Below are 24,788 nucleotides of genomic sequence, written 5' to 3'. Positions count from 1 at the left end.
ATGGAAGCGCCGGTCCACGATCCCGCCCTCTTCGGCCATGTGCGCATCGTCATCGGCATGGTCGTGTCGCTCAGCCTGGCGCGGCTTCTGACGGGCCTGGCGCTCTTCGTGCAGCATCCGGGCCGGAACCGCGTCTACTGGATTCATCTCGGCTGGGTGCTGTCGCTGTTCCTGTTCATCCTGCACTTCTGGTGGTGGGAGTTCCGGCTGCAGACGCAGGTGATCGGCTTCGGCATCTACCTCTTCCTCATCTGTTTCGGCTGCCTGTTCTTCTTCCTCAGCGTCCTGCTCCTGCCGACATCGATCGAGGACTATTCGGGCTACGAGCACTATTTCATGTCGCGCCGCCGCTGGTTCTTCGGCCTCCTGGCGCTCGCCTACGCGGTCGACCTCGTCGACACGGCGATCAAGGGCGCGGACTATTTCCGCGCCACCTATTTCGAGCCCTTCGGCTACGAATATCCGCTGCGCAACGTCAGCTACATCCTGTTGTGCTGCATCGCGGCGGCGACCGCGAACCGCCGCTTCCACGCCGCCTTCGTCGTCGGCGGGCTCGTCTACCAGGTCATCTGGATCTTCCGGGCCTTCGACCTTCTCTGACGGTCTTTCACCCCTTGAAGACGAAGGCCGAACCGATGGCGATCAGCGCGAAGCCGATCAGGTGGTTCCAGGAGACGCTTTCCTTCAGCCAGAAGACCGAGAAGGCGACGAAGACGGCGAGGGTGATCACCTCCTGCATCGTCTTCAACTGCGCCGCCGAATAGACCCCGTGGCCGATGCGGTTCGCCGGCACCGCGAGGCAATATTCGAAGAAGGCGATGCCCCAGCTCGCGAAGATCACGACGACGAGCGGCGCCGCCTTGTATTTCAGGTGCCCGTACCAGGCGAAGGTCATGAACACGTTGGACAGGCACAAAAGGACGATCGGCCACAGGGTGGCGAGATTGGGGGCGAAGGGCATCGGGAATCCTCTGGAGGAGAAGCGGAAAGTCCAATAGCGGCTTCGCAGCCCCCGTCAAGCGGCGCCGGCCGGCCGGCGCAAATTCGTCCCGTCCCGTTAAGCCAATCTTATCTCGCCTGCGCCACACTCCCGTCCCGGCGAAGATGAGTTGCAGCGAGGCGCCGAAAACACGATGGTGGAGCCGACCCGCAAGGGGCCAGATCAGGACGAAACCGCCCGGCTCATCAGGAGCGCGCAGGCGAGAGCCGTGCTGTCCGGCATCTCCGTGTCGCTTCTCGCCAACAGCTTCATCGGGCTGACGACCGTCGTCATGCTCTGGCTGTCGCGCCCCTCCCAGGAGGTGCTCTGGTGGTTCGCGGCGCTGCTTGCCCTGAATGCGGCGCGCCTCGTCGGCGTGCGCCTGCTCGTCACACGCAACATGTGCGTCATCGCGCCCGAGCGCGCGCTCGGCATCCTGTCGGCCGGCGCGCTGGCCGGCGGCCTGTTCTGGTCGGCGGCGCCGCTGCTCGGCGGCGGCCTCGGCATGGACGGCCCGAAGGCCTATGTCATCTTCATCATCTGCGGCATATCCGCAGGCGCGCTGATGCAGAGCACCGCCTATTCCCGCACCGCGCTCTGCTTCGCGACGCCGCCGCTCGTCACCACCATCGCCTGCCTGCTCTATGCCGCGACGCCCGTCAGCCTGGTCGTCGCCGCCGACGTGCTGCTGCTCACCGTCATGATGTTCAGGGCGAGCTTCACGAGCCAGGAAGGGTTCCTGCGCAGCCAGCGCGACCGGCTGCGCGCGGTGGCGCTCGCCAATTCGCTCTCCGAGGCGAATGCCGAGATCAGCCAGTCCTACCAGCACCTCGAATCCATGGCGAACCGCGATCCGCTGACCGGCCTCGGCAACCGCGCGCTGTTCAACGAACGGCTGAGGAACCTGCTCGACGGCGCAGCCGCAGCCCCGGCCTCGCTTGCCCTGCTCGCCATTGATCTCGACCGCTTCAAGGCGATCAACGACACGATGGGCCACGGCGCCGGCGACATGGTCCTCTCGGAAATCGCCGCCCGCCTCTCGGGCATCGCCGGACCGTCGGATACGGTCGCGCGGCTCGGCGGCGACGAGTTCGCGGTCATCGTCGAGGGCGACGACGCGCCGGCGCGCGCCCGCATGATCGGCCTCGACATCGTGCGCCTCGCCGGCGAACCGATCGACATCGACGGCCGCCCGGTCGTCATCGGCGCCAGCGCCGGCCTGGCCGTCCATCCGGAGCACGGCACCGACGCCCGCACGCTCTTCGCCAGCGCCGACATCGCGCTCTATGCGGCCAAGGAAGGCGGCAGGCGCCGCCTCGGCATGTTCAACCCGGTGCTGCGCTCGCGCATCGAGCGGCGTCGCCAGATCGAGGCGGCACTGCCCGACTGCCTCGCCCTGGGGCAGGTCACCGTGCATTTCCAGCCGCAGGTCGCCCTGTCCGACGGCCGGATCATCGGCTTCGAGGCGCTGTTGCGCTGGTCCCACCCGGACCTTGGCGCGGTCAGCCCGCCGGAGATCGTCGCCGCGGCGCATGCACTGCACGTCTCCGGCGATTTGACCGCCCATGTGGCGCGCCAGGCGGCCGACCTGCTCGCCCGCCTGCCGGCGCTCGGCCTCGAGCACGTGTCGATGGCGATCAACGTCTCGCCGCGCGAATTCACCGGCCGCACGCTCGCCGACCTGCTCATCCGGATCGCCGCCGAAAAGCGCATCGACCCGTCGCTGATGGAGATCGAGATCACCGAGGAGGCGATGCTCGACCGCGCCGCCGCCGCCGACGAACTGGCACGGCTGGAGCAGGCCGGCTTCCGCCTCGCCGTCGACGATTTCGGCATGGGCCATTCCTCGCTCGCGCTTCTCGTCGGCATGCGCATCGACCGGCTGAAGATCGACCGCAGCTTCGTCGCCGGCATTTCCCACAGCCGGGAGAACCAGGCGCTCATCTCCGCCCTCATCGGCATCGGCCGCGCGCTGTCGATCGAGATCGTCGTCGAAGGCGTCGAGACCGCCTCGGAGGCCGAGACGCTGCGCATGCTCGGCTGCCGCTTCGCCCAGGGTTATCACTTCGCCCGCCCCATGCCGGCCGGCGACGTCGAAGCCTGGCTTGCGGCGCGCGAGGTGCCGCCGATGCGCCAGGCGAGCGGCGCCTGAACGGCCCGTCCGGCCGCGTCGACAATCCGTCGAAAACAACGGATGGATCGCCGTCCCGCTTCAGTCGGCAAGCCCCTGGAACTGCAGCCCGTCCCGCACCGCCCGCAGATAGGTTCGCCCGATGCGCACCTCGCTGTCGTCCTTCAGCACCGCGACCAGCGCGCCGAACGGCCCGCGTCTGACGCGTACGATCTGGTCGCGGCGCACCATCGCGCTCCGGCTGATGCGCAGGAACGCGTCGGTCGGCAGCCGCCGTTCGAGCGCCGCGAGGCTTTCGTTGTAGAGAAACGTGCCGAGTTCGGTGTGCATCTGCACATAGTCGCCGTCGGCCTGGAAGCGCAGCACCTTTTCCGGCGGCACCCGGATCGTCTCCCGTCGCGACTTGACCCAGCACGGCGTCTGCCGCCCGGCCTGCTCGCGCAGCGCCTTGCGCAGTGCCGTGACCGTCTCGCGCAGCTCCGCGACCGAATCGCGGCTGTCGCGGGCCTCGACGGCAGCGCGGGCGCGCAAAAGCGCCTGCCGGAGCCGCTCCGCCGCCACCGGTTTCGTCAGGTAGTCGACCGCATTGACGTCGAAGGCGCGCACGGCATGGTGGTCGAAGGCCGTGACGAAGATCGGCAGCGGCGGCCGCGGACCGGCCCGTTCGAGCACGTCGAAGCCGTCGCCGCCCGGCATCTGGATGTCGAGCAGCAGCACGTCCGGGCAAAGGGCGGCGATGCGCTCGACCGCCTGCGGCACGTCGCCGGCCTCTCCCACGCACCGCACGCCCCCGACGGCCGAAACAAGCCGCGCCAGCCGTCGCCGGGCGATCGGCTCGTCGTCGACGATGAGCACGGCAAGCGCGGTCATGCGAGCCGCAGCGGCATGGTGAGCGCGACGCGGAACCGGCCGCCGCCGGTGGCGCCGTAGTCGAGCGCACTCGCGCCGGGGAAGCGCCGCTGCAACCGTTCGCCGACATTCCTGAGGCCGATGCCGAAGCTTGCGGCCGTCGCGGGGCGCGCGCCCGCCATATCGTTCTCGACGACGATGCGCAGCCGCCCCGCCTCGGCAGAGGCGCGGATGCGGATCGTGACGCGGCCGGTCTTGCGGCCGGCGGATGTCGAGTGCCGTTCGGCGACGAAAGACAGCCGTTCGTCGATTGTCCGTCCTTTCGGCGGCGGATCGGCCCCCCCTTCGTCGCAAGCCGCCTTTCCAAAGGTCGCCCGGGACGAACAGTGGCGCGCACCGGCCGGTCACAGGACCGCCGGGCGTGACATGAAACCGGAGGCCCCATGGCAATCATCAAAGGCGACAACAGGAACAACGTGCTGCAACCCAACCCGTTGAGCGGCGATTCCGTTTTCAAGATCTACGGTTACGGCGGCAAGGACCAGATTTTCGGCGCCTTCGCGGCCGACAACTTCCTCTATGGCGGCAACGGCGACGACATCATCCGCGGCGGCAGCTTCAAGAACACCATCTCCGGCGGCAGCGGCAACGACGACATCATGGCCAGCGACAGCCGCGACGTGATCATCGGCGGCGGCGGCCACGACCGCATGTACGGTCTGGACGGCGGCGACCGCTTCGTCTTCAGGAGCGTCGCCGACATCGGCAAGGGTCTCGGCAACCGCGACGTGATCGAGGATTTCAAGCTCGGCACCTTCAACGGCGCCGACAGGATCGACCTGTCGCAGATCGACGCGAAGCGCGGCACGCCGAAGAACGACAAGTTCACCTTCGTGGCCGAGGAAGGCGCCGACTTCTCGGGCCGGAAGGGCGAGCTCGTCTGGGAAACCAAGCCCATCGCCGGCGGCTTCAACGCCGCCCTCGTCAAGGGCGACGTCAACGGCGACGGCAAGGCCGACTTCATCCTCGAGGTGACCGACTCGATGGACATGCTGGCGGGGGATTTCATTCTCTAGGGACGGATGGCAGAGGGAACTGCCGGGCGCCGCCGGGATCGTGCAGGCCTGAGGCCGCAGGGCGCGCGCCGGCGCCCCTGCCGTTCAGCGGGATCAATTCTTGCGGGCGCGCGCTTCTGCCGTTCGCGGCGCCGGTCGATCTCTCAATATCGACTATAAATAGAACTATAAAACTCTTGATTGTTTTTGAGATCGGTCAATAATGAAGAACGCATGTCGGATTTCGACAGAGGCCGGGATGACGCCTGTCGGCTGTGCGTCCGGGTCGGGCGCCTTCTCCTCATCTGCAGCCTGCGCGCCCGTTGCGACATGTGATTGCGCCTGTTCCGGCATCGGAACCACGGGGCTCGGAACATGCGAGGAGGCAGGGAATGTTGCGTCTTCTACTCGCCTTTCTGACGGCCGGCTGCATTCTCCTGCCGGCGGGCGCCGTCGCCCAGCCGACCTGCACCGCCCGGCCGCGGGTCGTTGAGGTCAACGACGCCGGCTGCCCGATCACGGGTGTTCGTGTCCGCATCCTGTGCAGGAATGTGCTGCTTCGCCACTTTTGCAAGGCAAGGACGGCAGCGCCGCCGGATACCGATACGGATTCAAGCGAGCCGGCGGGAGCGCATGACGGATGACGGAGGCAGCGCAAGGAGGACCCGGCGCAGAGGGGAAAGGCACCGCCGGCCGGCGCCTGCTGGCGGCGCTGCGCTGGACCGGCGAGCAGCTCCGCGGTGCCCTGTCCAGCAACAAGCTGTACCTGCTCGTGCTTGCGCTGCTGGTCTACTATGCGGTGGTCAACCGCACGAACATCGTGAACCTCGTCGACGACTACACGCAGTTCCGGACGAGCGGCAGCATCTATGTCGACAGCCCGGAGGTCTATACGCGGGAACGGCTGGTGAACGACCGCTACGAGCAGGCGGCGTGGCTGCAGGAGCAGTTGAAGGAAGTCGACAGGGGGGAATATCTGGCCTCCAGCCTGACGGAGGGCGAACGCCGGTCGTTCGACCTCGCGGTGGGGGCTGCGGACGGCAAGGTTGTGGCTGGTGCGGACGGCAAGACGGCAGGCGCCGCGGACGGCAAGGCCGTGGTCGCAACGACGGAAAAGGCGGCGACCCCGGACAACAAGTCGCGCCTCGGCAGAATGCCGTTCGACCAGGAACACGAGATCAAGGCGGCGACGCGCGACAGGATCCGTCAAAGCATCATCGAGAACATGCTCGACGACCGGCACGATCTCATCGGCAACACGCTTGTCGCCCTGAAATTCGACACGACGGTGATTCCGAACAGGTCGGTCGAGCGGCGGGCCTTCATCGACATTTCCCTCGACACCGAGAACATCGCCTTCCAATATGACGACGTCCTGAAGAGCTTTCCCGATCGCGCCGACCCGCTGTTCGTCGCCTGCGAACAGGCCAACGAGGACAGGCGTCTGCGCTGGGAACTCGTCGTCTATTTCTGCGGCAAATATCACGACGCGCTGCTGAAGACCGACGGCAATCTCGGCAAGATCCACAAGCTCTTCGTCAACTGGCTGAACAATATCGAGAACCGGCTTGCGTCAGGTTCCGGCGCCGGTACCTGTGCCGCCACCTCGTCCTATCGCGCGCTCGATGTTCTCGCCAGCAGGATCAACCAGGATCTCATCCGCCAGGTCGTCCTGGACCGGCTCGGCACGACGGCGGTGGAAATCGTGGAGACTGCCGCGGTCGACGCGGCCGGCAACGGCGTCAGCCATTACCGGCTGGCACTGGAGCGGCCCTGGAGCGACATCGTCGAGATATCCGCGCTCTGCAAGGGCGGCCGCATGACCTATTCGGTGCGCAGCCTGAGCGAAACCTTCATCGTGATCGACAACGACATCCGCAACGTCACGGCATGCGGCGAGGCCGTCAAGCCGAAGGAATGCGGCTATGCGGGCATCTACGAGGCCTATATGTCGGACCTCGAGGCACGCTTCATGCAGCGCCACGACGGCGGTGACCCGTCCGGCACCGCGGACCCGAAGCCCGCGCCGGACGATCCGGCGCCGCTCGACGCGGTATTCTCGCTGATCAGCGACGGCATCATCATCGCCAAGATCGACAGCCAGTCGGGATCGCATCTCATCCTCAAGAAGAGCGAGTTCGTCTCCGGCGACCCGCTGACGCGCAACTATCTGGAGCAGATCCGCTATTCGATCGGCAATGACGACTGGATCCGCATCACCGAGCTCGCGGGTCATATCACGTCGCAGGTGCAGGACGACTGGCAGGCGCGCAAATACACCTTCATCCGCTACAGGGCGGAAGGCTGCCAGCATCTGAAGCACTGCCTGATGTACGGTTTCCCGTCGGGCTTCTTCAACTTCATCTCGCGGGTGTCGCGCATGGACAGCTTCGCCTATTCGCTGATGCCCACCAACAGGTCGAGCGCCACCTTCGCCACGCGATCGCTCGCCGAACGCATGAGCTTCGGCATGTCCGGAGCCACGCTGTCGGGCGGCAAGGCGACCGCGGAAGAGGCCCGCGACTTCCTGCGCGAAAGCTATGCCAGCGAGATCGACGTGATCGGCTACGGCAACGGCGAGGTCAATCCGAACCGCATCAATTTCGGCTGGGTGATGAATGTCAGCGCGCAGGCCGGCGGCCGGCAGCATTCCCAGATGGCGCTGCTGTCGATCCCCGCCTGGCTCGACGAGCTGAAGCTCAAGGTGCGCAAGGGATGGCTGAACCACGACGGCTCGGAGCGCGAGACGGCCGAGGAGCGGGAAATGATCATTCCGCTGCCCTTCGACTACGAAGTGCTCGATTCCTATGTGGCGGACGACTTCCGCTACCGCAAGCCGCGGATCGTCGGCAAGCCGCTGAAGCAGACGATCAGCGCGACGCGCGGCGGATCCGTGGTCATCCCCGGCGACCGGCTGTGGCGCAGCACGGTCGTGCTTCTGCAGGGCAGGAAGGCGAAGAGCATCGTGGTGATGCCCGACATGCGCGGCCTCATCGCCGAGTTCGACGGGCCCTTCCCGCCGGGCAGGCTGTCGCTCGTCGTCTGGACCAGCGAGGGCATGGTCCCCATCGACGACATGGTCTATGCCGCCGACGACGGAGCGGCGGCGGTCGAGCCGCAGGCCGTGGTGGCGAAATGACGGAAGCGGGGCGACCCGCCGTCCGCAACAGGTAGGTCAACGGAGGGATATAGGATGCATCTGTCGCTCATGCCGCTCGGCGCCGTTCTGGCGGTCTGCCTGCCCCTCTTGATATCCGACCGGCCCGGCCCCGGCGCCGGGTGGCGGTCGCATCTGCAGGCCCAGGCGCTCGGAACGCGCTGCATCGTGCCGAACGGCCCCATCTGCATGATTCCGCCCGCCCCGATGGGCAGCCAGTGCTTCTGCAACGGACTGATCGGCTTCGTCGCGCCATGACGCCGCCGATGCCCCGCGGGCAGCGGCCTCTATCCGGCGATCGGAACCGCCAGAGCACCGTCATTCGCTGACACCCCTCGCCCGATCCCGGGTATCCGCTTCGCGGTCACGAGAGCGAGAAAGCGGAATAAATCTCTGCGTTGCTTCTTATACCATCGCGTATTTTTCGAGTTTACCTTCGTCACAAACCACAGCCTCGTCTTCCTCTTCCTCCTTCTTTCCTTGTACATCAGGAAGTGAGACCGTCTTAAAAAAGTGATCCATGACATGCTTCACGCCAAATTCATTCACCGTTCTCTGATCGGGATTGAAGAACGAGCCGCGATTTACATGAGTGGTTATTATTTCAAAACTTGGAAAGTAGAAGGCATCATCGTGCCTCGAGCAAAAGTCACCGGCAACGGCCCTCAAAGTCGATTTTGAATATGTATTGGCGACAAGAACGTGTAAATCACTCGCCGTTGCCGCCAATGTCACGGGTGACACCGTCAATATTATCCGAGCCTTTGGATTAAGTAATTTCAAAATTCTCCAAAACTCTTCAAGATCGGATAGAATTTCCGGATACGAAAAATTCTTAAAGGCGTATTTCTTGCTGTCATATTCACCTGCTGCGGTACCTGGGCACAGCGGATAGGTCGTGCCGTCGGCGGTTGAAACCCACCCTTCAGTCAACCCAAGCGTAAAAACAAAGATATCAAGGGTCGTAAATAGCTCACGCACCTTCTTAAGATGGTGCTCTCTCAGAGCGATAACGGTTTCCGCGGATGCATGCCCCACAGGATCGACAGAGGGCCGCATTGCATCACAGTAGCGATCATTGATTTTCCAGATCCGATCACTTGGAACGAAGCCCTCCGTCGCCTCACGTGCGATCGTTAGAAGCTGACGAACCGTATATATATTGCCATAACGGCACGAGTAGATATTGAAGCCGTGCTCGGTTGCTTCCCCCGGCGAGAGATATGCAGGCGCCGGTTCGAGGTCGAGATATGTCGCTCCTCGATCTCTTAAGGCCCTACCGATATGCTGCGCAAAGCAGCTCCCAGCCGTCGCTATTTTGTCTGTGGCCGAAAGAGGTATGGGCTTGCTGAGCTCAACTATCTCCGAAAAGTGTACCCCCCCAACGGCGGGCTTCCAGTAGGCCGTTTTGGGCTGCAGTTTATAAGGATTAGATTCCGGCATCAGATGACCTCCAACCGGCTGGAAAGCACGTCGGCAGCGAGACGATCGGCGAGAGCAATCGCCGCACTGTCGACCGACTGCTTCGAAGCACCGCCCCCATTTGCCGCTACAACGGACGCAGGTTTACTGCCGCCGCCCCGGGTCGCAAGCTTGGATATCTCGACCAGATTGCCGGATCTGTCGCTCAGCACGGCACCAATCCAACGGTCATAGGGCTCAGCGGGATACGTGTGGCCGATATGCGTTGAAAAAAACTCCGACAAGAAAACAAATTGATCTCCGGCAGCCAAAGCAGTAACGAGCGGCAAGACCTGTGGACCCAGATAAGTGTCAAAACAGTTTTGCAGAACGATCACCTTGTTGCGATAACCTGAGGCGTAAAGATCTGTGATGTCGTCAAACACCAGTTTTCCGAAGACATCTTGCTCCGATATTTTCGGCCAGCACTGTGGGCGATAACGATCAATGTGAATGCGTTGAGCGCTGATCTTGGTCAGCGGATTAACGACGATGCAATAACTGTTCTCAATCGCGTGGGAGTGAAGAAGCGCAGGATGAGCGCCGCTCGATCCCGCGAGGAAAACGAACTTTTTTGGCTCAATGTGACGTTGGAGTTCGTCACAGAGACTTCCGATCAGTTGTTGCGTTCGTACCTCATGATCGCCGGCATACCAGGTGTACAAAAGAGTCTTGGCGAGACGAATTGATGGATCAGCTATCGCTATGACCGTTGCGTTGGATGAAAATCGGGCCGCAATCTTCTCACCGAAATAGAAGGGAATCGGCCTTACCTGCTGGTCAACGGCTCCATGGAAGGTGAGCACAATGTTCCGGGATTGCGGCGCATAAGACAGGATTTTGACAGGAAGTTGAAAGCTCTCATTGCCGCTCGCGAGGAGAAATTCTTCCTCGTCAGGCCTACCCTTCGCGAGCATGACAGCGAAATTTTGAATCGTATCTGCGATCATCATCACCTCAAGCGGCAACGGCTACGCTTCGTTGCCATTGCACAAAGTTACCGATACGTCCCTTGCTGGGGAGGTTCAAGGGTTTATCGCGGACTAAAAGTCCGGCAAAATATCGAGCGGTATTGTTCGGTGACATATCTTCTGCGCCAGTGCAACCGGACCCAGTGCATGCGTTCGTCGTCGTTTCGGGGGGACAAGGTTTCTCGGGCTGTTCGCCAAATTCACCGCCGCGAGACGTTTGACGCGGCGTGGGAAACCTCACGCGTCCTCCGCGTGCAAGTTCGTGCTGCTTCCAAAGCGGCGTTCACATCGCATCCGTCCACGAATGCGGCAAACACGTCACGCAACAGGTTCCTGTCGCGCCGATGCGAAAAGTCGAATGATCGTTCACGGTCTTCACGATCGAGATGTGCCCGTAGCCGTGAACTGGTCCGGCCATCTCCGTGTCGAATGCCTTCCGACGCGCCATACCCGACAACTGCGAACATTTTGTCGGTATGTCCCGGTTCGGAAATGTCGGACTTCCCACCTCCTGAAATATTCAACCGGTTATTCTCCGCAGCAGCGTCCCTGACGCCCCCCTCAGCCGATCTTGCGCACCAGCTGCGCGGTGGCGAGCAGCGTCATCAGGTCGCGGATCATCGGCCGGACGTGGCGGTCGAAGTCGACGTCGGTCTCGACGGAGGGCAGTTCGAAATAGTTGGTCTTCGTCGGCACCAGCAGGTAACATTCGTGGTTGTGCAGCGCGATGCGGATCGTGTCGTCGCGCCACAGGCCCGACAGGAAGTCGAGCCCGCGCGCGAGCGTGCCCTGCACGATCGGCGTCGCCGCCGTCGGATTGTCGGTGCGGAACTCGTGGCTCTCGTCGACATCCGGATGGCCGCTCGTCACGCTCTGCAGATTGCCGGCGGAAAAGAAGTTGCGCACCATCAGGGCGAAGGCGTTCGGCCGCTTCGTCGCCACCAGCAGGCCGGCGAAGCGCTCGTCGCGGCGGAAATGGAAGATGATGCCCTTGAAATGCGTCGTCTTGTGCTTGCCGCTGCCCGAGGTCAGCTCCGTCTCGGTCAGCGTGAAGTCGAGCCCCTCGTGCCGGCCGGCGATCGTGTCGTCGTGGGCGCTGCGGTCGCGCGAGACGAACTCCTTGCCGGGCATGGCGGCGATGAAGCGCGGCGTCTCGCCGTTCGAATAGCGCACGCCCTCGACGAAGCCGAAGATCGACGGCATCAGCCGGTGGCGCAGGCCCTGCTGGAAGTCCCGGGCGGGCTCGTGCGCCTTGCTCCAGACGAAGAAGCCGCAGACCAGCGTGCCGCCGAGCGCAAAACCGAAGACATCCGGGTCGCCCGCCTTCCAGACGCCATAGAGCACGGCGGCGACGAGCACGGCAAAGCCCGCCATATAGCCGAGGCGCCGGCGCCACATGTCGGCGGCCACGGCCGGCCGCTCGCGGTTGTAGGCCTCCAGCGCCGTCCGTATCTTCTCCAGCGCCGCCCCGTCCGGCATCAGCGCCGCCTCGTCGATCCGCTCCGCCATGCCGCGCCCTCCGCCCGCAGTGATCCGCTAGGCATGACGGACGACGGCCGGCACAAATTCGCCGCACCCGAACCGCCGCCGGGCCGCGACCGCTCCGCCCGCCGCCGCTGCTGCTGACAGCATGGTGTCAGCAGCCGGCCCGGTGTTTCCCTTTTGTACCCGCCGCCCCTTTCCTTTCGCGGTGACTCTCGCCATATTCCGCCCATGGCCAGATCCCCGAAAAAATCCCCCTCCCCGACCGGTTTCGAGGAGGCCCCGCAATCGCCCCTCGCGGGCGCGCCGCTGTCCGGCAGCGTCGCCGACTGGGTGAAGCAGCTTGAAGCCGAAGCCGAGGCGGCCGGCATCGAAAGCCGCCGCGAGGTCGCGTCCAAGGCGGGAAAACACCGCAAGACGGTGGAGAACGCCGCCCGCCAGCATGCTGAACGGATGGCTCTGGAGTCGGCCGAAGGCCGCAAGCCCGAACGGGCGTCCGAGCCAATGCGAGGCCCCCGCGGAGCGAAGGCGCAAGGCGCCGGCAGCGTGAGCGCATCCAAGAGTTCCCGCGGCACCTCGATGGGCGGCTCGACCGACCCGAAGACCCGTGCGGCCGCCGGCCTCAATCCGGTCGCCGGCATGGACACGACGCTGGAGGAAGCCGCGTCGCTGAATGCCGGCACCGCCGTCACCGCCACGGTCGACGCGCTGTCGAAGCTGATCGAGAGCGGCAATCCCCTCTTCAAGGACGGCAAGCTGTGGACGCCGCACCGCCCGCCCCGGCCGGAAAAGTCGGAGGGCGGCATCGCCATCCGCATGATCAGCGACTACCAGCCGGCCGGCGACCAGCCGACCGCCATCCGCGACCTCGTCGAGGGCCTGTCGTCGGGCGAGCGCAGCCAGGTGCTGCTCGGCGTCACCGGCTCGGGCAAGACCTTCACCATGGCCAAGGTGATCGAGGCGACGCAGCGCCCCGCCGTCATCCTCGCGCCGAACAAGACGCTGGCCGCCCAGCTCTATTCCGAGTTCAAGAACTTCTTCCCGGAAAACGCCGTCGAATATTTCGTCTCCTACTACGACTATTACCAGCCGGAGGCCTATGTGCCCCGCTCGGACACCTATATCGAGAAGGAATCGTCGATCAACGAGCAGATCGACCGCATGCGCCACTCCGCCACCCGCTCGCTGCTCGAGCGCGACGACTGCATCATCGTCGCCTCGGTCTCCTGCATCTACGGTATCGGCTCGGTCGAGACCTACACCGCCATGACCTTCCAGATGCAGGTCGGCGACCGGCTCGACCAGCGCCAGCTCTTGGCCGACCTCGTCGCCCAGCAATACAAGCGCCGCGACATGGACTTTCAGCGCGGCAGTTTCCGGGTCCGCGGCGACACGATCGAAATCTTCCCCGCCCACCTGGAGGATGCCGCCTGGCGCATCTCGATGTTCGGCGACGAGATCGATGCGATCACCGAGTTCGACCCGCTGACCGGCCAGAAGACCGGCGACCTGAAGTCGGTGAAGATCTACGCCAATTCGCACTATGTCACGCCCCGCCCCACCCTCAACGGCGCCATCAAGGCGATCAAGGAGGAGCTCAAACACCGCCTCGCCGAGCTGGAAAAGGCCGGCCGCCTGCTGGAGGCGCAGCGGCTGGAGCAGCGCACGCGCTATGACATCGAGATGCTGGAGGCGACCGGCTCCTGCCAGGGCATCGAGAACTATTCGCGCTATCTCACCGGCCGCCGCCCCGGCGAGCCGCCGCCGACCCTCTTCGAATATATCCCCGACGACGCGCTGATCTTCATCGACGAGAGCCACGTCACCATCCCGCAGATCGGCGGCATGTATCGCGGCGACTTCCGCCGCAAGGCGACGCTCGCCGAATACGGCTTCCGCCTGCCCTCCTGCATGGACAACCGCCCGCTGCGCTTCGAGGAATGGGACGCCATGCGGCCGGACACGATCGCCGTCTCCGCCACGCCCGGCGGCTGGGAGATGGAGCAGTCTGGCGGCGTCTTCGCCGAGCAGGTCATCCGCCCCACCGGCCTGATCGACCCGCCCGTCGAGGTGCGCCCGGCGAAAACTCAGGTCGACGACGTGCTCGGCGAGATCCGCGAGACCGCCCAGGCCGGCTACCGCACGCTCGTCACCGTGCTCACCAAGCGCATGGCCGAGGACCTCACCGAATATCTGCACGAGCAGGGCGTTCGCGTGCGCTACATGCACTCGGACATCGACACGCTGGAGCGCATCGAGATCATCCGCGATCTGCGCCTCGGCGCCTTCGACGTGCTCGTCGGCATCAATCTGCTGCGCGAGGGCCTCGACATCCCGGAATGCGGCTTCGTCGCCATCCTCGACGCCGACAAGGAGGGTTTTCTGCGCTCCGAGACCTCGCTGGTCCAGACCATCGGCCGCGCCGCGCGCAATGTCGACGGCAAGGTCATCCTCTATGCCGACCGGGTTACCGGCTCCATGCAGCGCGCCATGGACGAGACAAGCCGCCGCCGCGAGAAGCAGGTCGCCTATAACGAGGCGCACGGCATCACGCCGGAATCTGTCAAGGCCCGCATCTCCGACATTCTCGACTCGGTCTACGAGCGCGACCACGTGCGCGCCGACATTTCCGGCGTCGCCGGCAAGGGCTTTGCGGATGGCGGCAACCTCGTCGGCAACAACCTGCAGACCCATCTCAACGCGCTGGAAAAAGCCATGCGCGACGCCGCCGCCGACCTCGACTTCGAAAAGGCCGCGCGCCTGCGCGACGAAATCAAACGCCTCAAGGCCGCCGAACTCGCCGTCATGGACGACCCGATGGCAAGACAAGAGGCGCTGAGTGCCGAAGGCGGAGGAAAGGGCAAAGGCTCGGCGAAGCCGCAAGGCCAGGCGGCCGTCGCGCCGGGTGGCGCGCGCCGCGACGCCACAGGCGCGCAGAATGGAAAGGGCGCGGAGGCCAGCCCGAAGGGCGATGCGGCCGCGAGCACATATTTTGCCAAACCCACCCTCGACGCCATGGGCCGCGACGTCGCCGCGCCCTCTTCTCCCCCACGGGGAGAAGATGCCCGAAGGGCAGATGAGGGGGCCACCCTCTTCCGCAAGAACACGCTGGACGAAATGACCGTCGGCCGCACGGAGAAACCGGTCGCCGGGAGCGTGCCGGACAAACCGACCCTCACCCGCGGCAAGATCGGCACCGGCAGCTACGAGGACCCGGCGGAGGCGAAGCGCAAGGGACGAACGAAAGGGAAGACGGGGCGGCCGGGGCGGTAGATCGTCTTTTTCAGCATGTAAAAAGGGTGTGAAAATGTAGCGAGAAACGCTTAAATGCGGCGTTGTCGGTGCGCTTGCGTTCTGCGCAGTTCACCCCATATCTGGTGGCGATTTTGACGGCTGGAGCAGCAAGCACGAAGGTTGTATGGGACTCATTCCGCTGCCGGGGAATAGCTTTGGAACTTTCTAAGCGAGTTGCTGGATGAGCTACCCAGTTGATATACCCGCCTTTATTGCAACGTTTTTAGATGTCAATTGCGAGAGCGGCAACGATAACAACGCCGAGCGTATCATTATAAGATAGACCCAATCCGAAAATTCAACATCGACAAACCTCAAGAATTAGCTAATAATGGCAATTAATTCAAGCGGCACTGCCACATTATTGGAATAATTCGATGAAGAGAACTATACTTAGCAGTTTCCTTGAGAAAAACAGCATAACACCCGCGAATTGCCTCCCAATTGTACACAGCTCCGAATCTTATATTCTGAAGAAAAGCATCAGAGATGGATGCTTGAAAACCGCAAAATGTGACGTTTTCAAATCAGATGAACTTCTATATTTCTTTGTCGGCCGACCTGCCTATAAAAAAGAAGCCGTAATGGAAGGAGAATATTGGGAGCTTCCTAGCTGTATAATATTTGATTTTGAAATATCAACAGCCAAACGCGTTTTCCCCTTCGACACCGGCGCCTTCTCTGCAAAACGTTATCCTAACTATATAAGCATTATGAGTTTAGACGATTTTGAGATTAATCCATCTGAATCTGAAGTTCAAAGAGCAATTGGCGCGTTTTTCAATTCGAGCCGCGACTATTATAGATTAAATCCAATATCTCCGGAGAAATTTGAGTCCTTGCATGATATTGATGCTACGGAGGAGGAGGTATTGGCGCTCCACCGCCTTATCCAAGATAGGTCGAAAAGATTTGATGATCGACGCTTCTCTCTAGAAATTCAGTTTAGCGAGTCTTTTAACTTTCGAGAAAAAAAGCCAATATTCGCAATATTCCCGGAAATATACATGACTAGCGATTCCTTTAGGTCATGGATAGACCTATATGGAATAGAACTAGAAACATACCCCTACTATCCAATGCGAAGAGATTATTATTACTCGTCAATATACGAAAAAATCGATAAGTATTACAGAGATAGAGGCTTCTATGAAATTCAAAGTTGATATCTTATTGGATTTAGTTCCTGAATCAAAAGGACTTCTTATACCAGTCTTTAAGATTGAAGGGTCAAACATGCCTTTTGCACAGGAGATGAATGACGGATTTGAAGTATATGACATGCAGCCCTATTTAGATTCAGACAACTACGAATATATAATACCGCCAACGCTATGCTCCACGGACGTTGGTGAGAAGGGAATATTTGCTTTTCGTTCTTTTGATGATGAGATCGTTTTAGGCGACATTAGCCACGTCATGGAATATAGGGAATTGTACCGCGCGAATTTTTCGGAGTTTCCTTTACTAGATCTTCAACTGGCCCGTATCTGCGGAGAACCACTTAGCACATTGTATTCAAAGTGGAATTCAACAGCCACAATGTATTTTGGTGCCGAAAAATCCAAATCCTGGATCGCCAGAGAATTTGAGCTTTTTCAGAAGAATCGCTTGATTTGGGAAAACATAAATTCCATCTCTTTGAAAGAAGAGCAAAATATAATTACTGAACTTAGGCAGCATAGCTTTGAATATCTATTCCGATGGCTTGCTGTAAACCTATCACATTCCGCATGGGGTAGAGTTTGGCTCCATGCGTTCAAGATGAGCCCCTTTGATGAGCGAATGCATATTATTGCGGAGCAATGGTTAGTAAAGGAGATAGAAGAAAAATCTTTTGTTCGCGATATTAGATTAATTCTATTTTGTCATCTTGAATATAGAATGAGAGAAGATGATGAGGGCGAGGATTTTAAAGAAGTAATAACTGAGTACGTATCTGCACTAGATGAAGAGATTTTTGATTTTTTACATCCATCTATGCTTCCTTATTTGTTAATTAGGAATATTGATGTGGAGTCTGGCAAGAATATATATCTAAAGTTATTTCAGAGATTTAGAGAGAGAATAGAATTTGATCGACGCTTCGAGGGCACAATTTTGCTAATGAAATCCCATTATTCCGACGTCTTGGGATAATCGATCTCAATCTTAGTGTTGGAATTACAACCGCGGACACCCCAGCCCCCCTCATCTGCGATTTCTAACACTTAGCCTTCGGCTAAGATGTTGAAATCGCTTCTTCTCCCTCCAGGGGAGAAGAAATGCCGCTCGCGTCCTGGCAGAACCGCAACCACGTGTGTCGATGCGAGACCTGCGACACGTCTGATGCCACGCGTGGGTGCGACTGAGGCGCGACGCCAGCCGTTTCCTCTCCCCTGGAGGGAGAGGATAGAAAATCGAGGGCTTAGCCGAAGGCTAAACCTCAGATTTTGTTGGTGAGGGGGACGGCGACGGTCGACCAACCGGGGACGCCGCCACCCCCTCATCTGCGATTTCTAACACTTAGCTAAAGCTAAGATGTTGAAATCGCTTCTTCTCCCTCAAGGGGAGAAGAAAAGCCGCATCCTCCCTTGTCCCCATCCCCCAAAACCGTGCCTACAATCCTGCCATCCCGTCGCGGATAGGCTGTCAGGCGTGGCAGCGAGGCGGGGACGGCGCTTTGGCGGGTGGGACGACGTGCACCATCCTCTCGAAGGGCCTTGCGGAAAATGGTCTCCCTCCGGCGACACGGGGGAAACGGCGGGCCTGTCGGACCGATCCTGCCGTTTTCACTCCAACAGGGCGCCGGATGTGCCTGTGCGGCACGCAGGGAGGTGGGCGAGCATCGCGCGGCGTCTGCGGGGTTTTCCCCGGTTCGCGCGGCGCAGGTGGCGGCAACCGACCCCGTGAGGGGCAACCGACCTCTCCACAATCCCCGCCTTCGCAGAGAGATCGAAGTCGCGAGGCACAAACCGCCGAACGGGGCGCCGGAAGGTGTCACCACTACTACAAAAACCGAGGCAGCTTCCGGCGCCCCGTCCGACCAGCCCATGACGCCCCGACTGGCGAAGCCAGGTCGGGATGGCAGTCATGGCAGAAATTCCGGAACCACGGCGTTGCGGCGGGCCTGCGGCAGAACGGCGCGGCATCTCTTCTACCCGAGGGGGAGAAGAAGCGAAATCAGCATCTTAGCTTCAGCTAAGTGCTAGATTTTGCAGATGAGGAGAGGCAGGGACGCACCGACAGAGACCCCATCAGCCCCCTCACCAACAAAATCTGAGACTTAGCCTGCGGCTAAATCTCGATTTTGTGTCCTCTCCCCAAGGGGCGAGGAAAAGCCTCGAGGCCCGCCGCAGCCAAGCCACGTCCCCCCGTGGGGAGGGTTGGGGAGGGGTCTTCCCACCGAACACACCACCAACCCGACACCGAAAGGAGCCCCCGATGTCCGATTTCGCCAGACCCTATCTCGACAAACCCAGCCTGCTGCTGATGCGCCGGACGGCGGAGGTGCTCGACCTGCCGCACACGGTCTGCCGGCGGCGAAGCTGCCGGCGGGCCAACCGCTGCCGCTGGTCCTTCCGCGAAACCGGCATGCCCTGCTGCCGCGCCAATCTCACGCCGTCGCGGCGCTGGGGCTTCGACGCAATCGTCGATCTCGCCGCCCGCATGCGCGACAATGGCGGCCGCAGCGAAGCCATGACCTACGCGTCGCGCCATGCCGACGAGCGCCTGCTGGAAAACCTTGCGGTGCTTGTTGGCTGGCAGGCGCTGGCGGGCTGGCAGCGTCGCCTGTACCGCCGCTTCCTGAAGCTGCGCGCCAAGGCCCCGCCGCCCGACCTGCCCGGCTTCGACCCGACCCGCCCCCCGCCGCCCGCGTGAACCGTGGCGCGCGATGCGGTGCCCGATCCCTGCCCTATTCCGCCGCCTCGCCCTCCGGCACCGGCGCCACGGCGGCGGCCGGCGGCGTCAGTTCGTAGGAATAGCCCTCGAGCATCTGATAGGCCTGCTCGGTCGCCTGGATCTGCCCCTCCGCCGCGCGGATGGCATCGGCGATCGAGGCCGAGCGGGCGCGCAGCATGGAGCCCAGAAAATCCGTCCCGGGCCGCCGGCCGAGCCGGTCGATATGCTGGCGCACCCGGTTGCGGTGGCGCTCCAGCTCGAGGATGTGGAAGCGGCTCTTGACGATGTCGTCGGAGAGCTTGCGGCGCATCGCGGCGAGCGGATCGAAGCTGCCGGGCTCGCGCTCGTCGAGGATGACGTCGTTGACCAGCGTCTCCAGCAGCATCAGGCCCTTGAGATCCTTGGGGTCGGCGAGCTGCGGGTCGTAGCCGGTGTCGTCGAACACCTTGCGGCGCACCGGGTCCTTCAGCAGGTCGTAGGCCGCCTGCAGCCGGGCGAAGCGCCCGGCGTCGCCGCCGGAATCCGGATGCGCCTCCTTGGCGGCGCGCCGGTAGGCCGCCCGCACCGTCCCGTCGTCCGCGTCACGCCCGATGCCGAGCATTTCATAGGGATCGATCACGCTGCCCCCTGCCATCCGTCCGCCTGTCCTGCCGCGCCCGCCGAAGCGGCCGCCCGCCAGAGCTACCGAAGCGCCCCGCCCGGTTCAACCCTCGCCGTCGCTCATCACCGCATTTCGGCACACGGCACTGTCCGCCGCCTGCCGAAGCGGCCGCCATCTTCGGACGCCGGCGGGACGAAAATGCGGCGCCGGCGCGGCGATCGACAGATTTGCCGCCGCTTGAAGCGTGTCGCGTCTAGAAGGCGGGTGCGGCGTCGATGACGCGGAACTGCACCCGCCGGCTGCCCTGCCAGTGGTCGGCCGACAGCGCGCCGGCGACATGCAGGAGATCGCCGCGGCGCGCCATCAGGAAATCGCCGAGCGGCGTGTCGAGCGCCCGGAAGGCGACGGCGGCGATCCGGCCGCCGTCCGGGCCGGCAAGCGTCAGCTTGAGGTGGTTGACACCGATCGGCCGCACGTCGACGAGCCGGTGGGCGGCGAGCGCGAAGACCGGCTGCGGATGGCCGGAGCCGTAGGGGCCCGCCTGCTCGACGCGGTCGATCAGCTCCAGCGTCGCGCCGGAGGCGGCGAGCGCCCCGTCGATCTTCAGCCGGTGCTCGGCCGTCAGCGCCCGGACGCCGCGCGCGGCCCGCTCCTCGAAGAAGGCGCGCAGCCGGCCGAGATTCTCCCGCGTCACCGTCAGCCCCGCCGCCATGGCATGGCCGCCGCCCTTGACGAGGATGCCCTCGTCGACCGCCGCGCGCACCATGCGGCCGAGGTCGAAGCCGGCGATCGAGCGGCCGGAGCCGGTGCCCCGGCCGGAGGGGTCGAAGGCGATGGCGAAGGCCGGCCGCCGGAACTTTTCCTTGAGCCGGGCGGCAAGCAGCCCGACGACGCCCGGATGCCAGCCCTGCCGCGCCGTGACGATGACGGCGGCCGCCTCGCCCGAGCCGTATTCGGCCGCCGCCTCGGCCTCGGCCTCGGCCAGCATCGCCACCTCCATCGCCTGCCGCTCGCGGTTGAGCCCGTCGAGCCGCGCGGCGATCTCCTCGGCCTCGGCCGCGTCGTCGAGCGTCAACAGCCGGCTGCCGAGCGCCGCGTCGCCGATCCGCCCGCCGGCATTGATGCGCGGTCCGACGAGGAAGCCGAGATGGTAGGGCGTCACCGGCCCGCCGATGCCGGCCTGCTTCAGCAGCGCCGCCAGCCCGCAATTGCCGAGATGCCGCGCCGCCACGAGGCCCTTGACCACATAGGCGCGGTTCAGCCCCTTGAGCGGCACCACGTCGCAGACGGTGGCCAGCGCCACCAGGTCGAGCATCGACAGGAGGTCGATCGTGCCCGTCCGCCCGTCGCCGCGGGCCCGCAGCAGCCGGTGCAGCGCCACCAGCACGAGGAAGACGACGCCGGCGGCGCAGAGATGCCCCTGCCCCGAGAGATCGTCCTCGCGGTTCGGATTGACCAGCGCATGGCAGTCCGGCAGCGTCTCGCCCACCTGGTGGTGGTCGATGACGACGACGTCGACGCCGCGCTGCCGCGCGACGGCCAGCGATTCGTGGCTGGTCGAGCCGCAGTCGACGGTGACGATCAGCCGCGCGCCGTTGTCGGCGAGCTGGCCGATCGCCTGCGGGTTCGGCCCGTAGCCCTCGAAGATCCGGTCGGGAATGTAGATCGACGCCTGGACGCCGAAATGCGCGAGGAAGCGGTAGAGCAGCGCCGAGGAGGCGGCGCCGTCGACGTCGTAGTCGCCGAAGATCGCCACCGGCTCGCCGCGGCCGATCGCGTCGGCGATGCGGGCCGCCGCCGTCTCGCAGTCGACGAGCTCTCCGGGATCCGGCATCAGCCGGCGCAGCGTCGGGTCGAGGAAGTCCACCGCCTCGTCGAAGCCGACGCCGCGGCCGGCAAGCACCCGGGCGATCAGCTCCGGCAGGCCGTGCGACTGGCTGATCGCCAGCGCCCGGTTCTCGCCCGCCTGGTCGAGGCGCGCCACCCAGCGCTGGCCCGACGCCGATTGCTCGACGCCGAGGAAGGCACGCGGCACGGGATCCGGCAGTTCGCTCATCGGCGATCCATGCGGCTTTTGCGCCCCGCTGTCAAAGGCGGCGTCGGCCGGCGTTGCAACGCGTCGCTCAGGCGCTCTTCGGCCGCTCGATGCGGATCACCTGCGGCTTGCCGGTGAGATAACCGTCGCCCTCGATCGATTTCACGGCCTTGCGCACCGCGTCTTCCATCGTGGCATGGGTGACGAGGATGATGGTCTGCGGCTCGCCGGTCTCCGTGTGGTGCTTCGAGCGCTGCACGATCGATTCGAGCGAGATGTGGTTTTCCGCCATGTGGCCGGCAATGCCGGCGAAGACGCCGGCCCGGTCCTCGACCGAGAGGCGGATGAAGTAGCCGCCGTGATGCTTGCGGATCTGGGCGCGCCTGTAGGGCGCAAGCGCCGAGGCCGGCCGGCCGAGCGCCGGCACGGTCTGGGCACCGGGGCGGCTCTTGGCGATGTCGGCGATGTCGCCGAGCACGGCCGACGCCGTCGCGTTGCCGCCGGCGCCCGGGCCGACCATCAGCAGTTCGCCGAGAATGTCGGATTCGATCGCCACCGCATTGGTCACGCCGTCCACCTGCGCGATCACCGAATCGAGCGGCACCATGGTCGGGTGCACGCGCTGCTCGATGCCGGTGTCGGTCTTCTGCGCCACGCCGAGCAGCTTGATGCGGTAGCCGAGGTCGGCGGCGGCGCGGATGTCCTCGATGGTGATGTTGGTGATACCCTCGAGATAGATGTCGTCGGCCGCGATCTTCGTGCCGAAGGCGAGCGTCGTCAGGATGGAGAGCTTGTGCGCGGTGTCGTTGCCCTCGATGTCGAATGCGGGATCGGCCTCGGCATAACCGAGCCGCTGCGCCTCCTTGAGGCAGGCCCCGAAGGTCAGCCCCTCCTTCTCCATCTTGGTCAGGATGTAGTTGCAGGTGCCGTTCATGATCCCGTAGACGCGGGAGATCGTGTTGCCGGTCAGCGATTCGCGCAGCGCCTTGATGACCGGGATGCCGCCTGCCACCGCCGCCTCGTAGTTGAGCAGGCTGCCGTGCTTCTCGGCGAGCCGGGCGAGTTCGACGCCGTGCGCCGCCAGCAGCGCCTTGTTGGCGGTCACCACGTGGATGCCGCGCTCGAGCGCCGCCTTGACGGCCGCATGCGCCGGATCGCCGGCCCCGCCCACCAGTTCGACGAAGACGTCGATGTCGGCCGTGCCGGCAAGCGCGGCAGCGGTGTCGAACCAGGCGGCGCCGGACAGGTCGACGCCCCGGTCGCGGCTGCGGTCGCGCGCCGTGACGGCGACGATCTCGATCGGCCGGCCGCACGTCGTCGTGAGCATGTCCCTGCGTTCGACGAGAATCTTCGCGAGCGAGGCACCGACGGTCCCCAAGCCCGCAATGCCGATCTTCAGGGCATCAGCCATGGTCATGTCCTAACATTTCGAGGAAAAGCCCTCCGGTGCGGGCCGGAGGGCGAGGATGGTTCGAACCGGATATCAGCGGCGGGCGTTGAGCGAGATGACGTTGTGCATCGTCTCGTCGGCCGTCGCGAGGAACTTCTTGATGGAGCGCGCCGCCTGGCGGATGCGGTGCTCGTTCTCGACGAGGGCGAGGCGCACGTAGTCGTCGCCCTGCTCGCCGAAGCCGATGCCGGGCGCCACCGCGACATCCGCCTTTTCGACGAGGAGCTTGGAGAATTCCAGCGAGCCGAGATGGCGGAACTTTTCCGGGATCTTCGCCCAGGCGAACATGGTGGCGGCCGGCGGCGGCACATCGAAGCCGGCCTTGCCGAAGCTGTCGACCATCACGTCGCGACGGCGCTTGTAGATGCTGCGCACCTCGGCGATGTCGGAACCGTCGCCGTTCAGCGCATGGGTCGCCGCCACCTGGATCGGCGTGAAGGCGCCATAGTCGAGATAGGATTTCACCCGCGTCAGCGCCGAGATCAGCCGCTCGTTGCCGACCGCGAAGCCCATGCGCCAGCCGGGCATGGAAAAGGTCTTGGACATGGAGGTGAACTCGACGGAAATGTCGATCGCGCCCGGCACTTCGAGCACCGACGGCGGCGGCACGTCGTCGAAGTAGATCTCCGAATAGGCGAGGTCGGACAAAACGATGATGTCGTGCTTCTTCGCAAAGGCGATCACGTCCTTGTAGAAGTCGAGGCTCGCCACATGCGCCGTCGGGTTCGACGGGTAGTTGAGGATCAGCGCCAGCGGCTTCGGGATCGAGTGGCGCACGGCGCGCTCGAGCGGCGGGAAGAAGCTCTCGTCCGGCTCGACCGACATGGAGCGGATCACGCCGCCCGCCATCAGGAAGCCGAAGGCGTGGATCGGATAGGTCGGGTTCGGGCAGAGAATCACGTCGCCCGGCGCGGTGATCGCCTGCGCCATGTTGGCGAAGCCTTCCTTGGAACCGAGGGTCGCGACGACCTGGGTCTCCGGGTTGAGCTTCACGCCGAAGCGGCGGGCATAATAGGCGGCCTGCGCCCGGCGCAGGCCCGGAATGCCCTTGGAGGACGAATAGCGATGGGTGCGCGGATCCTGCACGACCTCGCAGAGCTTGTCGACGATCGCCTTCGGCGTCGGCAGGTCGGGGTTGCCCATGCCGAGGTCGATGATGTCCGCGCCGCCCGCTCGCGCGCTCGCCTTCAAACGGTTGACCTGTTCGAAAACATAGGGTGGCAGGCGCCGGACTTTATGAAACTCTTCCATCTCTATCCCCGTTGGCCGGCTCCGGCCGCGGCGACCGCGCCACGCCGGATTTCCCGAATGAATCACCTGTTCCGGGTTAGCGGCAAATGCGTTCGTTTTGAAGGCAGCCGCATCCGGTCGAAGGTCGTTCGAACCGTCCTTCGCTTTGCTGCCAAAACCGTTCGAACGCAAGTCCTAATTCTTACTCTCG

20 protein-coding genes are annotated in these 24,788 nt (G+C 63.5%); 10 read left to right on the top strand and 10 right to left on the bottom strand.

All coding sequences use genetic code 11. The features are described from left to right. Entirely contained in the window at positions 1-600 is a 600-nt protein-coding gene (locus tag LXM94_RS07885) for a hypothetical protein (RefSeq protein WP_235770615.1), read from the top strand. A 7-nt stretch (positions 601-607) separates the two neighbouring features. Here the strand turns inward: LXM94_RS07885 and LXM94_RS07880 are convergent, their stop codons facing one another. Next, complete coding sequence (locus LXM94_RS07880) at positions 608-961, bottom strand: DMT family protein (RefSeq protein ID WP_235770614.1); 354 nt, start codon at positions 959-961, stop codon at positions 608-610. Between the two features lie 172 nt (positions 962-1,133). Between LXM94_RS07880 and LXM94_RS07875 the strand changes: the two genes are divergently transcribed. Continuing rightward, positions 1,134-3,131 carry a putative bifunctional diguanylate cyclase/phosphodiesterase gene (locus LXM94_RS07875; protein WP_235770613.1) on the top strand — a complete coding sequence of 666 codons (1,998 nt, stop codon included), beginning with the start codon at positions 1,134-1,136 and terminating at the stop codon, positions 3,129-3,131. Between the two features lie 60 nt (positions 3,132-3,191). On the opposite strand, the gene LXM94_RS07870 is transcribed toward LXM94_RS07875, so the two are convergent. Further along, a complete protein-coding gene (locus LXM94_RS07870; RefSeq protein ID WP_235770612.1) occupies positions 3,192-3,980 on the bottom strand; it encodes a LytR/AlgR family response regulator transcription factor in 789 nt (262 codons plus the stop codon). Continuing rightward, positions 3,977-4,141: a hypothetical protein gene (locus LXM94_RS07865; RefSeq protein WP_235770611.1), complete on the bottom strand. Its 165-nt coding sequence runs from the start codon at positions 4,139-4,141 to the stop codon at positions 3,977-3,979. The genes LXM94_RS07870 and LXM94_RS07865 overlap by 4 nt, the downstream gene beginning before the upstream one ends. Positions 4,142-4,402: 261 nt before the next feature. On the opposite strand from LXM94_RS07865, the gene LXM94_RS07860 reads away from it, so the two are divergent. The 4 genes from LXM94_RS07860 (at position 4,403) to LXM94_RS07845 (ending at position 8,429) form a co-directional block, all read left to right on the top strand. Further along, complete coding sequence (locus LXM94_RS07860) at positions 4,403-5,035, top strand: calcium-binding protein (RefSeq protein WP_235770610.1); 633 nt, start codon at positions 4,403-4,405, stop codon at positions 5,033-5,035. Positions 5,036-5,406: 371 nt separating this feature from the next. Beyond that, on the top strand, positions 5,407-5,658 hold the full coding sequence (locus LXM94_RS07855) for a hypothetical protein (RefSeq protein ID WP_235770609.1): 252 nt from the start codon (positions 5,407-5,409) through the stop codon (positions 5,656-5,658). Continuing rightward, on the top strand, positions 5,655-8,153 hold the full coding sequence (locus LXM94_RS07850) for a hypothetical protein (protein WP_235770608.1): 2,499 nt from the start codon (positions 5,655-5,657) through the stop codon (positions 8,151-8,153). Before LXM94_RS07855 ends, LXM94_RS07850 begins: the two co-directional genes overlap by 4 nt. A gap of 54 nt (positions 8,154-8,207) precedes the next feature. Further along, positions 8,208-8,429, top strand: coding sequence for a hypothetical protein (locus LXM94_RS07845; protein WP_235770607.1), 222 nt, complete (start codon positions 8,208-8,210; stop codon positions 8,427-8,429). Between the two features lie 147 nt (positions 8,430-8,576). Here LXM94_RS07845 and LXM94_RS07840 read toward each other — a convergent pair whose 3' ends face one another. The 3 genes from LXM94_RS07840 to LXM94_RS07830 form a co-directional block, all read right to left on the bottom strand. Continuing rightward, positions 8,577-9,614 (bottom strand): GSCFA domain-containing protein, encoded by a 1,038-nt coding sequence (locus tag LXM94_RS07840; RefSeq protein WP_235770606.1) that lies wholly within the window; start codon positions 9,612-9,614, stop codon positions 8,577-8,579. Next, positions 9,614-10,582, bottom strand: coding sequence for a hypothetical protein (locus tag LXM94_RS07835; protein WP_235770605.1), 969 nt, complete (start codon positions 10,580-10,582; stop codon positions 9,614-9,616). Before LXM94_RS07835 ends, LXM94_RS07840 begins: the two co-directional genes overlap by 1 nt. Positions 10,583-11,164: 582 nt before the next feature. Beyond that, positions 11,165-12,112, bottom strand: a complete 948-nt coding sequence (locus LXM94_RS07830) for a DUF3137 domain-containing protein (protein ID WP_235770604.1) — start codon at positions 12,110-12,112, stop codon at positions 11,165-11,167. A gap of 204 nt (positions 12,113-12,316) precedes the next feature. Here LXM94_RS07830 and uvrB point away from each other — a divergent pair, with 204 nt between their 5' ends. From uvrB to LXM94_RS07810, 4 genes are all read left to right on the top strand, one after another. Then, positions 12,317-15,358, top strand: a complete 3,042-nt coding sequence (gene uvrB, locus LXM94_RS07825) for an excinuclease ABC subunit UvrB (RefSeq protein ID WP_235770603.1) — start codon at positions 12,317-12,319, stop codon at positions 15,356-15,358. 518 nt (positions 15,359-15,876) lie between these two features. Beyond that, complete coding sequence (locus LXM94_RS07820; protein ID WP_235770602.1) at positions 15,877-16,545, top strand: hypothetical protein; 669 nt, start codon at positions 15,877-15,879, stop codon at positions 16,543-16,545. Continuing rightward, the gene (locus tag LXM94_RS07815) at positions 16,529-17,518 is read left to right on the top strand and encodes a hypothetical protein (RefSeq protein WP_235770601.1); all 990 of its coding nucleotides are present in this window, start codon (positions 16,529-16,531) and stop codon (positions 17,516-17,518) included. Before LXM94_RS07820 ends, LXM94_RS07815 begins: the two co-directional genes overlap by 17 nt. A 1,284-nt stretch (positions 17,519-18,802) precedes the next feature. Continuing rightward, positions 18,803-19,240, top strand: coding sequence for a hypothetical protein (locus LXM94_RS07810; protein WP_235770600.1), 438 nt, complete (start codon positions 18,803-18,805; stop codon positions 19,238-19,240). Positions 19,241-19,274: 34 nt separating this feature from the next. Here LXM94_RS07810 and LXM94_RS07805 read toward each other — a convergent pair whose 3' ends face one another. From LXM94_RS07805 to LXM94_RS07790, 4 genes are all read right to left on the bottom strand, one after another. Then, positions 19,275-19,895 carry a J domain-containing protein gene (locus LXM94_RS07805; RefSeq protein ID WP_235770599.1) on the bottom strand — a complete coding sequence of 207 codons (621 nt, stop codon included), beginning with the start codon at positions 19,893-19,895 and terminating at the stop codon, positions 19,275-19,277. Between the two features lie 220 nt (positions 19,896-20,115). Further along, a complete protein-coding gene (recJ, locus tag LXM94_RS07800; protein WP_235770598.1) occupies positions 20,116-21,918 on the bottom strand; it encodes a single-stranded-DNA-specific exonuclease RecJ in 1,803 nt (600 codons plus the stop codon). 67 nt (positions 21,919-21,985) lie between these two features. Then, positions 21,986-23,308, bottom strand: a complete 1,323-nt coding sequence (locus LXM94_RS07795; protein WP_235770597.1) for a homoserine dehydrogenase — start codon at positions 23,306-23,308, stop codon at positions 21,986-21,988. A gap of 72 nt (positions 23,309-23,380) precedes the next feature. Then, a complete protein-coding gene (locus LXM94_RS07790) occupies positions 23,381-24,598 on the bottom strand; it encodes an LL-diaminopimelate aminotransferase (RefSeq protein WP_235770596.1) in 1,218 nt (405 codons plus the stop codon). Between the last annotated feature and the right edge of the window lie 190 nt (positions 24,599-24,788).

The organism is Rhizobium alarense (assembly GCF_021555155.1).
Lineage (GTDB): Bacteria > Pseudomonadota > Alphaproteobacteria > Rhizobiales > Rhizobiaceae > Rhizobium_D > Rhizobium_D alarense.
The sequence above is the reverse complement of the archived record's forward strand: the minus strand, read 5'-3'. Positions and strand labels throughout refer to the sequence as shown.